This window comes from Arenimonas donghaensis DSM 18148 = HO3-R19 (genome assembly GCF_000743535.1).
In the GTDB taxonomy this organism is placed as follows: Bacteria; Pseudomonadota; Gammaproteobacteria; order Xanthomonadales; family Xanthomonadaceae; genus Arenimonas; species Arenimonas donghaensis.
In genome coordinates, this window is record NZ_AVCJ01000001.1 from 530,092 (window position 1) to 544,114 (window position 14,023).

Genomic DNA, 14,023 nt, shown 5'->3' on the forward strand with positions numbered 1-14,023 from the left:
TTTCTTTTTCGATGCCTCGCGCCCATGCCCCGATCCCTCTGGCGCTTCGCCGCCTTTTATTTCTGGTACTACGCCGCGCTGGGCGCCTACACGCCCTATGTCGGGCGCTGGGTGGACGCGCTGGGCCACGGTGGTTTCGTGATCGGCGCGATGCTCGGGCTCTGGTACGGCACCCGCGTCCTGGCCCCGCCGACCTGGGCGGCGCTGACCGGCCGCAGCGCCCGGCCAGGGGAGTGGTTCGTGGCCGGCTGCGTGGCGACGACCCTGTGTTTCGCCGGCTTCCTGTTCACCCGCGAAGCCTGGGCCCTGCTGGGCGTGATGGCGGTTTTCGGGCTGTTCTACAACGCGGTGATGCCACAGTTCGAAGCCATGACCCTGACCGCCCTGGGGCCCAGCCCCGAACAGTACGGACGGCTTCGGGTCTGGGGTTCGGTGGGTTTCCTGCTGGTGGCCTCGAGCTATGGCGCGCTGATGGACTACGTCGGTGCCGAGGCCTTCCCCTGGCTCACCCTGCCGCTGTTCGTCGCGATGATCATTTCGGCCTGGCCACATCGGCACGACCGGCCACCGGAGCTGCCCGGGCCCGCGGTCGCCGACGCCGGACATCTGTTCAAACGCCCGGGCGTGCGCCGTTTCCTGCTGGTGGCGATGCTGATGCAGCTGGGCTTCGGGCCCTTCTACGTTTTCTACACCCTGCACCTGCAGGCTGCCGGGCATTCGGGCGCGGCCATCGGTGCGCTCTGGGCCATCGGGGTGACGATAGAGATCGCCATGTTCTGGCAGGCACCGCGGCTGATCGCCCGCTTCGGGGCCGCCAGGCTGCTCGGGGTCTGCTTGGGCGTCTCCGTGCTGCGCTGGGCGCTGGTGTCGGGCTTCGCCGACCTGTTCTGGGTCATGGCGCTGGCGCAGACCACGCACGCGCTGAGCTTCGCCACCTTCCACGCCTGCTGCATGCGGCTGATCACCGAATATTTCCCGGGACGGCGCGCCGTGGCCGGTCAAAGCCTGCTCTATGGATTCAGTTCCGGCGTCGGCGGCGTGTTGGGCGCCGGACTGGCGGCGCTGATGTGGGAACGCGGTGGCGGCGGCGTCGGGGCCTTCGCCGCAGGCGCCGTGGTGGCGGCGATCGCCTGGCTGGTCTTCGCGCTGCGCCAGCGCGACGTCACCGTCGGGACGACCTAGCCTTCGTTGGTGACGCCGAACGGCACATGGCCGGTGGCGACGTGGCGGCGGGCGTTTTCGACGTTGTGCTGGGAGTCGTCGAAGAAGATGTCGGCCCCGAAGGTTTCCAGGAACGGCCCCTTGTCGCGCCCGCCCAGGAACATGGCTTCGTCCAGGCGCACGCCCCACTCGCGCAGGGTCAGGATGACCCGCTCGTGCGCCGGCGCCGAACGCGCGGTGACCAGCGCGGTCCGGATCGGCGAGGCATCGCCCGGCGGGAAGGCATCCTGGAGCTTGTGCAGGGCCGCCAGGAATCCCTTGAAAGGTCCACCCGACAGGGCCTCGCCGACGCGGCTGGTTTCGTTGTCATGGAAAGCGGCCAGGCCCGACTGCCGCGACACCCGCTCGGATTCGTCGCCGAAAATGACCGCGTCGCCATCGAAGGCGATGCGCAACTGGTCGTGCGTCCGCTCGGGCGGCTTGGACGGCAGGATGGTGGCGGCGGCAACCTCGTGCTCGAGCGCGCCGCGCACCGAATCCGGGTTGGCCGACAGGAACAGCTGGGCCCCGAAGGGCCGGACATAGGGCCAGACCTCGGCGCCGCTGGTGAACACGGCGCGCACGATGCGCAGGCCATAGTGGCGGATGGAGTTGAAGATGCGCAGGCCGGTGTCGGAGGAGTTGCGCGACAGCAGCACCACTTCCACCCGGGGCGCCGCTTCGGTGGCGCCTTCGTTGAGCGCCAGCAGCTTCTGCACCAGGGGGAAGGCGATGCCCGGCGCCAGGATTTCCTTTTCACGGCTGCGCTGGAACTGCGCGTAGGCCTCCAGCCCGCTGGACTGGAACAGCGCGTGGCTGTCCTCCAGGTCGAACAGGGCCCGCGCCGTGATCGCGACGATCAGCCGGTCGGACGGGGATTCGGGCGGGAGCGAATTCGGGGCCATGGGGGCATTGTCGCCGGGGACGGTCTCACCGGCCGAGACGACTCAGGTGATGAATTGTTCGTTGAGGATGCGTTCCTCGAGGTTGTGCTCGGGGTCGAACAGCAGGGTCACGGTGCGTTCCTGCGATTCGCGCACGGTGATCTCGGCGACATCGCGCACTTCGTGGGAATCGGCCGTGGCGCTGACCGGACGCTTGTGGCCGTCGAGCACCTCGATGCGCAGCTCGGTATCCGAACGCAGCAGCGCCCCGCGCCAGCGCCGCGGGCGGAACGCGGCGATCGGCGTGAGCGCGATCACCTGCGACCCCAGCGGCAGGATCGGACCGTGGGCGGAGAAATTGTAGGCGGTGCTGCCGGCGGGGGTGGCCACCAGGGCGCCGTCGCAGACCAGCTCTTCCAGGCGCACCTGGCCATTGAGCGAAATCCGCAGGTGGGCGGTCTGCCGCGTCTGCCGCAGCATCGACACCTCGTTGTAGGCCAGCAGCGAGATCGTCGCCCCTGACTCGCTGGTGGCGGTCATCTCCAACGGTCGAAGCACGGTGTCGTGCGCGGCCTGCAGCCGGTCGAGCAGGCCCTCGGGCCGGTGCTGGTTCATCAGGAAGCCGACCGTGCCCAGCTTCATGCCGTACACCGGCTTGCCAAGGCTGCCATGCCGGTGGAGGGTATGGAGCATGTAGCCGTCACCGCCGAGCACGCACAGGACGTCCGCGTCTTCCGCGCTCACCTGGCCGAACCGCGCGGTGAAATGCTCCCGGGCGGCCTGGGCCTCCGGCGTCGAACTGGCGAGGAAGGCGATGCGCGGGTTGGCGGGCAGGCTCGTCATGGGCCGAGGATAGCGCAGCTGGTCACTGTGGGAGGGACTTCAGTCCCGAAAAGAATCGGGACTGAAGTCCCTCCCACAGGTCCGGTCTGGTCAGGCCGCGCCGGAGGCGGCGACCTGGGCCAGGCGCCGGACCGCCACCGACAACGTCGGGTAGTCCAGGTCGCGCAGGTCGCGCATGTCGGCGAACATCGCCATCGTGTAGCGCAGCGCCGCATCGTCACGCTCGAGCCAGCGCGAGACCCGCTCGATGGCCGGGAGCCCGGCCCCGGCAACCAGCACCTGGCCGACCAGGGTTCGCTGCTGGGCCTGCAGTTCGTCGCGCAGCACGCCGCGGGCCTGGGCGTGCCAGCGGCCGCCGACCGGCAGGGCCTCGACCGCGTCCATCAGCCACTTGGTGTGCAGTGCATCGGACAGGCTGAAGTAGGTCGCCGCGACTTCGGCCACCGGCAGCGCCTGTTCAATCGCGACTTCGACGATGTCCAGGGCGTAGGCCAGGAACGGCAGGCTGGCGAAGGCACGCGCCATGTCCTCCGGGTAGCCATGGGCCTGCCACTGGGCGACATCGGCGACCAGCTCGGCACGGGCGGCCTCGGGCAGCACGCGGTCGAGCGAGGCGCGCAGCTCGGCGACACCGCCGGCGTAGCGTTCCACCTTTTCGGCGATGTTGAGCACTTCGCCCGGACGGTTGAGCAACCAGCGGGTCAGGTTGCGCTGCAGCTGCCAGATGCTGGTCAGGGCTTCGAGCTGGGCGTCTTCGCTGACCTTCAGGTCCAGGGCGTCGATGCCGGCCCAGAGTTCGCGGGCGTCGAGCACTTCGCGGCTGATCGTGTAGGCCTTGGCGATCTGCGCCGGCGACTGGCCAGTGTCTTCCTGCATGCGCAGCAGGAAGGTGGCGCCCATGCGGTTGACGGTGGAATTGGTGACCGCGGTGGCGATGATCTCGCGACGCAGGCGGTGGTTCTCCATGTCCTGGGCGAAGCGTTCCTGCAGGGCATTGGGGAAATAACGCACCAGTTCCTTGGACAGGTAGGGGTCCTCGGGCACGTCCGAATCGAGCATCTGGTTGAAGACGACGATCTTGTCGTAGCTCAGCAGCACGCTCAGCTCCGGACGGGTCAGGCCCTGGCCGCGCGCCTTGCGGTCGCCGAGCTCCGCCTCGGAGGGCAGGAACTCGATGCCGCGGTCGAGCAGGCCCTGGTCCTCGAGCACCCGGATGAAGTGCCCGAACGAGCCCAGGCGGGCGGCGCTCATGCGCTCCATCAGGCTGATGGCCTGGTTCTGCCGGTAGTTGTCGGTCAGCACCAGCTCCGCGACTTCGTCGGTCATGCTGGCCAGCAGCTCGTTGCGCTGGGGCAGGCTCAGTTCCTCGCGCTGGACCGGGGCCGCGAGCAGGATCTTGATGTTCACCTCGTGGTCGGAGGTGTCGACGCCGGCGGAGTTGTCGATGAAGTCGGTGTTCACCAGCACGCCGTTCATGGCGGCCTCGATGCGGCCGCGCTGGGTCAGGCCCAGGTTGCCGCCCTCGCCCACCGCGCGGCAGCGCAGTTCGTTGCCGTTCACGCGCAGGCCGTTGTTGGCGCGGTCGCCGGCGTCGGCATGGGATTCACTGCTGGCCTTGACGTAGGTACCAATGCCGCCGTTCCACAGCAGGTCCACGGGCGCCTTGAGGATGGCGTTCATCAGCGCCATCGGGCTGAGCTGCTCGACGTCGTCGGCCAGGCCCAGGGCCTGGCGCACCTGCGGGCTGACCGGGATGGTCTTGAGCGAACGCGGATAGACGCCACCGCCCTCGGAAATCAGCGAGGTGTCGTAGTCTTCCCAGCTCGAACGCGGCACCTTGAACATGCGTTCGCGCTCGGCGTAGCTGCGGGCCGAATCGGGGTTGGGGTCGAGGAAGATGTGGCGGTGGTCGAAAGCCGCCACCAGGCGGATGTGCCGCGAGAGCAGCATGCCGTTGCCGAATACGTCGCCGGACATGTCGCCGATGCCGACGCAGGTGAAGTCCTGCGACTGGCTGTCGATGCCCAGCGCCCGGAAATGGCGCTTGACCGACTCCCAGGCGCCGCGGGCGGTGATGCCCATGCCCTTGTGGTCGTAGCCGACCGAACCGCCGGAAGCGAAGGCGTCGCCCAGCCAGTAGCCGTGTTCGGCGGAGATGCCGTTGGCGATGTCCGAGAACGTGGCCGTTCCCTTGTCGGCCGCGACCACCAGGTAGGGGTCGTCCGGATCATGGCGCACCACGTCCTGCGGGTGCACGACCTCGCCATCGACCAGGTTGTCGGTGATGTCGAGCAGGCCGTTGATGAAGCGCTTGTAGCAGGCGATACCCTCGGCCAGCTGGGCGTCGCGGTCGCCGCCGACCGGCGGCCGCTTGACCACGAAACCGCCCTTGGACCCGACCGGCACGATGACGGTGTTTTTCACCATCTGCGCCTTGACCAGGCCCAGCACCTCGGTGCGGAAGTCCTCGCGCCGGTCCGACCAGCGCAGGCCGCCGCGGGCGACCGGGCCGAAGCGCAGGTGCACGCCTTCGACCCAGGGCGAGTACACGAAGATTTCCCGGTAGGGCCGCGGCTTGGGCAGGTCGGGCACCAGCGCCGGGTCGAACTTGAAGGCGATGTAGTCGCGGAAGGCCCCGTCCTTGCGCTGGTAGAAGTTGGTGCGCAGGGTGGCGTTGATCAGGGCCTGGTAGCCACGCAGGATGCGGTCGTCGTCGATGCTCTGGACCAGGCCGTCGAGCAGGATCTCCAGTGCGTCGGTGACGGCGTCGACCTGGGCGGCGCGGTCGAGCGCACGCGCCGAGGCGATTTCCTGGGGAATGGTGTCCAACGCCTTGCGGCGGTCGCTGGGCAGCAGCCAGGCGATCTGGTCGTGCAGGGCCTGCTGGCCGGCGGCGTCGAGCGGCTGTTCACGACCAGGCTCGAAGCGGGCGGCGAACAGTTCCCACAGCAGGCGCGCGATGACCGGATAACGCTGCAGCGTTTCCTCCATGTACGGCTGCGAGAACGGCACGCCGGTCTGCAGGGCGTACTTGGTGTAGCCACGCAGCATCGCAATGTCGCGCCACTCCAGGCGCGCGCTGGGCAGGAGCTGGTTGAAACCGTCGTTTTCAGCTTCGCCGCCCCAGACCGCCGTGAAGGCTTCCTCGAAGGGCTGGCGCGCCGCCTCGACGTCGATTTCGCCGTGGCGGGCCTTGACCTCGAAGTCCTGGATCGAGATGCGTTCGCCCTCGACCTCGAGTTCGTAGGGGTGCTCGGTGAGCACGCGCAGGCCCAGGTTCTCCATCACCGGCAGCACGTCGGAAAGCGCGATGTCACCGCTGCGGCGGACCAGCTTCAGGCGCAGTTCGTCGCCGTGGCGATAGAAGGAAATACGCTGGTCGCCGGGACCGGCCAGGCGCGAAGCCTGCAGCACGTCGGCGGCGGCCACCTCCGGCGAGACGGCTTCGACGTAGCCGGCGGGCAGCGCGCGACCATAGGTCTGGGCCAGCTTCAGGCCCTGTTCCTCGCCCGCCTCGCGCACCAGGATCTCGCGCAGTTCGTCGTGCCAGTCGCGGACGATGCCGGCCAGCTCGGCTTCCAGTGCTTCCTGGTCGAAATCAACGCGGCAGCCGGCCTTGGGCCGGATCACCAGATGCAGTTGGGCCAGCGGCGACTCGCCGATCTGCACGCTGTGGTCGAGACGCTCGCCGCCCAGCTCGCGCATCAGCACCGCCTCGATGCGATGGCGGATGCTGGTGTTGAAGCGGTCGCGCGGGATGTAGACCAGGGCCGAGAAGAAGCGGCCATAGCGGTCGCGACGCAGGAACAGGCGGGTGCGCGCGCGCTCCTGCAGGCCCAGGATGCCCATGGCTGTGCGCTGGAGTTCTTCGGCGCTGGACTGGAACAGTTCCTCGCGCGGCAGCGATTCGAGGATGTGGCGCAGGGCCTTGCCGCTGTGGCTGGTCGGGGCCAGGCCCGACGCCGCCATGACGTGTTCGTGGCGCTGGCGCACCATCGGGATTTCCCAGGGGCGGCGGTTGTAGGCGCTGGAGGTGTAAAGGCCAAGGAAACGCTGCTCGCGCACGGCGCGGCCGTTCTCGTCGAACACCAGCACGCCGATGTAGTCCATGTAGCCCGGACGATGCACGGTGGCGCGGGCGTTGGTCTTGGTCAGGATCAGGGCATCGAGGCTGCTGCCGGGCGGCAGGTCGGCGGCGGCCAGGCCGGTGATCGGTCGCGGCCGGACCAGGTGGTCCTTGCCGCGCAGCAGGCCCAGGCCACTGCCGGGCACCGCGCGCAACTCGCGATCGACCACCTCGTACTCGCGATAGCCCAGGAAGGTGAAGTGGTTGTCGGCCGCCCAGCGCAAGAAGGCCTCCGCTTCGGCGCGGCTGGCGGCATCGACCGGCAAACACCGGGACTCGAGTTCACCGGCGACCTCCAGCATCTTCTCCCGCATCGGCGACCAGTCGGCGACCGCGGCACGCACGTCGGCCAGGGCCGCCTTGATCGCCGCCTCGATGTCGGCCTGGGCCTTGGCGTCGGCCTGCCGGTCGATTTCCAGGTACATCAGCGATTCGGGCTCGCCCTCGCCCACCGCCTGCAGCTTGCCGGCGGGGTCGCGGCGCATCGCGATGACCGGATGGGCGATCTGGTAGAGGGTGATGTTGAACTGCGCAAGCGCCATCCGCACCGAATCGACCAGGAAGGGCATGTCGTCGTTGGCGATGCGCACCACGGTGTGGGTGCTGTCGTAGCCGTCCTGCGCCAGGCTCGGGTTGCCCGTCGCCACCGACACCGTACCCGGCGCCCGGTCCTGCGCGAAGTCGAGGAAGGAGCGCGCGATCGCGGCCCATTCCGCGGCCGGACGGCTGCGCAGTTCGTCGTCCGGCACCCGCACGAAGAAGCTGCGGGTGAAGGCTTCCAGCCGGTCCTTTTCGGTCTGCGAACCCGTGGCGGGCAAGGCCGCGGCGATGGCGTCAAGGGACTCGGCGGAAGCCAGGGCGTGGGCGTTCATCAGGAGCGTTCTCGCGGGGCGTGGATAAAACGTGAATTGTAGTCCCCGGGGATGCGGGCGGCCAGCAAAAAACCGCATAAAAAAAGCCCCGCTTCAGCGGGGCTTCGGATACGGCGGGGTACGGCTGCCGGACTAGCGCAGTCCGGTCTCGTTGCGGGCGATGACCAGGCGCTGGATTTCGCTGGTGCCTTCGTAGATTTCGGTGATCTTGGCGTCGCGGAAATAACGCTCGAGCGCCATTTCCTTCGAGTAGCCCATGCCGCCGTGGATCTGCACCGCCTGGTGGGTGATCCACATCGCGGCTTCCGAGGCGGTGAGCTTGGCCACCGAGGCCTCGGTGGTGAACTTCTGGTCCTGGCCCTTGAGCCAGGCCGCGCGCAGGGTCAGCAGCAGGGAGGCGTCGAGCTTGCACTTCATGTCGGCGATCTTGGCCTGGGTCATCTGGAAGGCACCGATCGGCTTGCCGAAGGCCTTGCGCTCCTTGACGTAGTCCAGGGTGGCCTCGTAGGCGGCGCGCGCCACGCCGATGGCCTGGGACGCGATGCCGATGCGGCCGGCGTCGAGCACGCCCATGGCGATCTTGAAGCCCTGGCCCTCCTCGCCCAGCACGTCTTCGGCGCCGACCACGTAGTCCTGGAACTCGATTTCGCAGGTGGCCGAGGCGCGGATGCCCAGCTTGGGCTCGGTCTTGCCACGGTGGAAACCGGGCTTGGTGGTGTCGACGAGGAAGGCGGTGATGCCCTTGGCGCCCTTGTCGGCGTCGGTCATCGCGAACAGCACGATGTACTTGGCGACCGGGCCCGAGGTGATCCAGCTCTTCTTGCCGTTGACCACGAAGCTGCCGTCGTCCTGGCGCACGGCCTTGCAGCGCATGGCCGTGGCGTCCGACCCGGACTGCGGCTCGGTCAGCGCGAAGGCGCCGATTTCCTTGCCTTCGGCGATCGCGCGCACGTACTTCTGCTTCTGCTCCTCGCTGCCGAACTTGAGGATGCCGTTGCAGAACAGCGAGTTGTTCACCGAGACGATGGTGGAATGGGCGCAGTCGGCCGCCGCGATCTCGACCATGGCCAGCACGTAGCTGATCGGGTCCATGCCGGCGCCGCCGTACTCGGCCGGGACCTCGATGCCCATCAGGCCGTTTTCACCCAGGGTGCGAATGTTTTCCAGCGGGAACTCGCCGGTGTGGTCGTGGTGTTCGGCGCTGGGGGCGATCTTTTCGCGGGAAATGCGCCGGGCGACGTCCTGGATCATCAGCTGTTCTTCGGTGAATCGGAAATCCACGGGGCACCCTCGGTCTGTATTGGGACAAGACCGCAATTGTAGCGGCTGCCGTCGTCGTCGGCAGGTGCAGGCCGGGTGAAGCGCCCTGCCTGGCGAACACGGCCGCCCGACGCGGCTTGACGGCCCCTGGCCACGGGCCTAACCTTCCAATATCTTTGAATCCGGATGAAAGGATAAAGCATGGACCTGGACGCCTGGTCGGCCTGTTTGAAGGTCCTTTCCGACCCCACCCGGGTCCGGCTGCTGGCCCTGCTCGAGGGCGAAGAGCTCACCGTGGCCGAATTGGCCGCCATCACCCGCCTGGCCCAGCCGCGCGTCTCCACCCACCTGGCCAGGCTCAAGGAAGCCGACCTGGTGCGCGACCGTCGTGCCGGCGTGTCGGCCTACTACCGTTTCAACGGCGACACCCTGGACCCGGGCGAGGCCCGGCTCTGGGAAGCCCTGCGCGACAGCACCGACGATCCGCTGCTGCGCCAGGACGCCGAACGCCTGCCGGCGGTGCTGGCCACCCGCGCCGCCGACCAGAACTGGGCCGACTCGGTCGCCGGCGACATGGAGCGGCACTATTCCCCGGGCCGTACCTGGGAGGCCCTGGCCCGCTCCACCCTGCCCCTGCTCGAACCCGGCGACGTGCTCGACGTCGCGTCCGGCGACGGCGTGCTCGGCGAGTTGCTGGCGCCGCATGCGCGTCGCTACGTCTGCGTGGACTCGAGCAGCCGGGTGGTCAACGCCGCCCGCGAGCGGCTGAGCAAGTACCGCCACGTCGAGGTGCTCGAAGGCGACATGCAGGCCCTGGATTTCCAGGCCGCGCAGTTCGACCTGGTGCTGCTCATGCACGCGCTGACCTACGCCGAACGGCCGGCCCAGGCCATCGCCGAAGCCGCCCGCGTACTGCGCCGGGGCGGCCGGCTGGTCGCCACCTGCCTGGGCAAGCACGAGCACCGCGCCGCGGTCACGCCCTATGGCCACGTCAACCTCGGCTTCACGGTCAAGGACCTGCGCCGCCACGCCGAGAAAGCGGGCCTGGAAGTGACCGTCTGCGAAGCCGTGACCCGCGAGAAGCGGCCCCCGCACTTCGAGGTCCTGACGCTGCTGGCGCGCAAGCCATGAGCCAGCTTCCCTGGCACGACCCAGGGCGCAGCGAGCGCCTGCTGCAGGCATTATCCGAACGCATCCTGGTGCTCGACGGCGCCATGGGCACGCTCATCCAGCGCCACGAACTGGGCGAGGCCGACTACCGCGGCGAGCGCTTCGCCGGTTCGGGGCGCGACCTCAAGGGGAACAACGACCTGCTCACCCTGGTCCGCCCCGACATCATCGCCGGCATCCACCAGGCCTACTTCGACGCCGGCGCCGACATCGTCGAAACCAATACGTTCAACTCGACCGCGGTCTCGCAGTCCGACTATGGCCTCGAGGCCCTGGTGCCGGAACTCAACCGCGAGGCTGCCCGCCTGGCCCGCGCCTGCGCCGCCCGGGCCGAGGCCGCCGATCCCGGGCGCCCGCGCTGGGTGGCCGGCGTACTGGGACCGACCAGCCGCACGGCCTCGATCAGCCCCAAGGTCGAGGACGCCGGCTACCGCAACACCAGCTTCGACGCCCTCGTCGCCGACTACACGGTCGCCGCGCGCGCCCTGGTCGAAGGCGGCGCCGACATCCTGATGGTCGAGACGGTGTTCGACACCCTCAATGCCAAGGCGGCGCTGTACGCGCTCGACGTGCTGTTCGAAGAACTGGGCGCGCGCGTGCCGGTGATGGTCTCGGGCACGATCACCGACCGCAGCGGACGCACCCTGTCGGGCCAGACCGCCGAAGCCTTCTGGTACTCGCTGCGCCACGCCCGGCCGCTGTCGGTGGGCCTGAACTGCGCGCTCGGCGCCCGGGACCTGCGCCCGCACGTGGACATGCTGTCCCAGGTCGCCGACACCCACATCAGCTGCCACCCCAACGCCGGCCTGCCCAATGCCTTCGGGGGCTACGACGAGGGCCCGGAGGAAACCGCCGGCATCCTGCGCGAGTTCGCCGAAGCCGGCCTGCTCAACCTGGTCGGTGGCTGCTGCGGCACCACGCCCGGGCACATCGCCGCGATCGCCAAGGCCGTGCACGGCCTGCCGCCGCGGCAGCTGCCCACCCTGCCCGCCCATACCCGGCTGGCGGGCCTGGAACCCTTCGTCATCACGCCCGACACCAATTTCGTCAACGTCGGCGAACGCACCAATGTCACCGGCTCGATCCAGTTCAAGAAGCTGATCCTGGAAAACCGCTACGACGACGCCCTGGCCGTGGCCCGCCAGCAGGTCGAGAACGGCGCCCAGGTCATCGACGTGAACATGGACGAGGGCATGCTCGACGCCGAGGCGGCCATGGTCCGCTTCCTCAACCTGGTCGCGGCCGAACCCGACATCGCCCGGGTGCCGGTGATGATCGACAGCTCGAAATGGAGCGTGATCGAAGCCGGCCTCAAATGCGTGCAGGGCAAGGCGATCGTCAACTCCATCTCGATGAAGGAAGGCGAAGCCAGCTTCCTGGCCCAGGCCCGCGAGGCGCGCCGGCACGGCGCCGCCGTGGTGGTGATGGCCTTCGACGAACAGGGCCAGGCCGACACGTTCGAGCGCAAGGTCGCCATCTGCAGCCGCGCCCATGCCCTGCTGGTCGGGCAGGCGGGGCTGGCGCCCGAAGACATCATCTTCGACCCCAACATCTTCGCCATCGCCACCGGCATCGAGGAACACGATGGCTACGCCGTGGCCTTCATCGAGGCAGCGCGCGAACTCAAGCGGCGCTTCCCCGACTGCCATGTGTCGGGCGGCGTATCGAACGTCTCGTTCTCGTTCCGCGGCAACAACGCCGTGCGCGAGGCCATCCATGCGGTGTTCCTGTACCACGCCATCGGCGCCGGCATGGACATGGGCATCGTCAACGCCGGTGCGCTGGCCCTGTACGACGACCTCGACCCGGCGCTGCGCGAGGCGGTCGAGGACGTGGTGCTCAATCGCCGTGGCGACGGCACCGAACGCCTGCTCGCCGAAGCAGAGAAGCACAAATCGAAGAAGGGCGAGGTCCGCTCCGAGGACCTGGCCTGGCGCGAATGGCCGGTGGACCGGCGCATCAGCCACGCCCTCGTGCACGGCATCGACAAATACATCGAGGCCGACGCCGAACTGGCGCGGCAGGGCTCGTCGCGGCCGCTGGACGTGATCGAAGGGCCGCTGATGGCCGGCATGAACGTGGTCGGCGACCTGTTCGGGGCCGGCAAGATGTTCCTGCCCCAAGTGGTCAAGTCGGCCCGGGTGATGAAGCGCGCGGTCGCCCACCTCATCCCCTACATCGAGGCCGAAAAGGCCCGCAGCGGCGACGCCGGCAAGCCCCGCGGCAAGGTGCTGATGGCCACGGTCAAGGGCGACGTGCACGACATCGGCAAGAACATCGTCGGGGTGGTCCTGGCCTGCAACAACTTCGAGGTCGTCGACCTGGGCGTGATGGTGCCGGCCCAGGTCATCCTGGACCGTGCCCGCGAGGAAAACGCCGACGCCATCGGCCTGTCCGGGCTGATCACGCCCTCGCTCGAGGAAATGAGCCACGTCGCCCGCGAGATGAAGCGCCAGGGCTTCACGATGCCGCTGCTGATCGGCGGCGCCACCACGTCGCGGGCGCATACGGCCCTGAAGATCGATCCGCACTACGATGCGCCGGTGATCTGGGTGAAGGACGCCTCGCGCGCGGTGGGGGTCACCCAGTCCCTGCTCAGCGCCGAGCTGCACGCGCCCTTCGTCGCCGCCAATTCGGCCGACTACGCCGAGGTGCGAAAACGCCACGCCAACCGGGGCGACGCCAAGCCGCTGATGCCGCTGGCGAAGGCGCGGGCCAAGCGCTTCGACGGCGGCTGGACCCGGTATGCGCCGCCCGCGCCGCGCAAGCCCGGCCTGACGGTCTTCGACGACTATCCGCTTGCCCAACTGCGCCCGCTGATCGACTGGACGCCGTTCTTCCAGACCTGGGAGCTGGCCGGCCGCTACCCCGCCATCCTCGATGACGAGGTGGTGGGTGCGCAGGCGCGCGAACTGTTCGCCGACGCGAAGGCCATGCTCGACCAGATCATCGAGGGAAAATGGCTGCGCGCGAAGGCGGTGGCGGGGCTGTGGCCGGCGCGTTCGGTCGGCGACGACATCCAGGTGCTCGACGACACCGGCCATCTGCGCGCCACCCTGCACTGCCTGCGGCAGCAGGCCGACAAGCCCGAAGACCGCCCCAACCTGTGCCTGGCCGATTTCGTGGCGCCGCGTGACGCCGGCATCGAGGATTGGGTCGGTGGTTTCGCGGTCACCGCGGGCCTGGGCATCGAACCGCACCTGGCGCGCTTCGAGGCCAGCCACGACGACTACAACGCGATCCTGCTCAAGGCCCTGGCCGACCGGCTGGCGGAAGCCCTGGCCGAAGCCCTGCACCAGCGCGTGCGCACCGAACTGTGGGGCTATGCCCCCGACGAGGCGCTCGACAACGAGTCCCTGGTGCGCGAGCAGTACCGCGGCATCCGGCCGGCCCCGGGTTACCCGGCCTGCCCGGAGCACAGCGAAAAGGCGACCCTGTTCACCCTGCTCGACGCGGAGCGCCATACGGGCATCACGCTGACCGAGAGTTTCGCCATGAGCCCGGCCGCGGCCGTGAGCGGGCTGTACTTCTCGCATCCGGGCAGCCAGTACTTCGTCGTGGGCCGGCTCGGCCGCGAACAGGTCGCGGACTACGCCCGCCGCAAGGGCGTGCCGCTGCACCAGGCCGAGCGCTGGCTGGCCAGCAACCTCGACTACGATCCGGCCTGA

General features: G+C 68.8%; 6 protein-coding genes and 1 pseudogene. 3 read left to right on the forward strand and 4 right to left on the reverse strand.

The features are described 5' to 3' along the window. Positions 1 to 24 precede the first annotated feature (24 nt). Complete coding sequence (locus tag N788_RS02530; protein WP_034220504.1) at positions 25 to 1,182, forward strand: MFS transporter; 1,158 nt, start codon at positions 25 to 27, stop codon at positions 1,180 to 1,182. Here N788_RS02530 and N788_RS02535 read toward each other — a convergent pair. The 4 genes from N788_RS02535 to N788_RS02550 all read right to left on the reverse strand — a co-directional run bounded on the left by N788_RS02535 (position 1,179) and on the right by N788_RS02550 (position 9,242). Next, entirely contained in the window at positions 1,179 to 2,105 is a 927-nt protein-coding gene (locus N788_RS02535) for a 5'-nucleotidase (protein WP_034220505.1), read from the reverse strand. The two genes, N788_RS02530 and N788_RS02535, sit on opposite strands and share 4 nt — an antisense overlap. A gap of 42 nt (positions 2,106 to 2,147) precedes the next feature. Next, complete coding sequence (locus tag N788_RS02540; protein ID WP_034220507.1) at positions 2,148 to 2,927, reverse strand: NAD kinase; 780 nt, start codon at positions 2,925 to 2,927, stop codon at positions 2,148 to 2,150. A 90-nt stretch (positions 2,928 to 3,017) separates the two neighbouring features. Further along, positions 3,018 to 7,925 (reverse strand): NAD-glutamate dehydrogenase, encoded by a 4,908-nt coding sequence (locus N788_RS02545; protein ID WP_034220509.1) that lies wholly within the window; start codon positions 7,923 to 7,925, stop codon positions 3,018 to 3,020. A 132-nt stretch (positions 7,926 to 8,057) separates the two neighbouring features. Next, positions 8,058 to 9,242, reverse strand: coding sequence for an acyl-CoA dehydrogenase family protein (locus tag N788_RS02550; protein ID WP_338022624.1), 1,185 nt, complete (start codon positions 9,240 to 9,242; stop codon positions 8,058 to 8,060). Between the two features lie 144 nt (positions 9,243 to 9,386). Between N788_RS02550 and N788_RS02555 the strand changes: the two are divergent. Together N788_RS02555 and metH are read left to right on the forward strand one after the other, a co-directional pair. Then, a pseudogene (locus tag N788_RS02555) lies at positions 9,387 to 10,313 on the forward strand (ArsR/SmtB family transcription factor); the annotation flags it as partial. Then, entirely contained in the window at positions 10,313 to 14,023 is a 3,711-nt protein-coding gene (metH, locus tag N788_RS02560; RefSeq protein WP_051924265.1) for a methionine synthase, read from the forward strand. The pseudogene N788_RS02555 and the gene metH, both read left to right, overlap by 1 nt.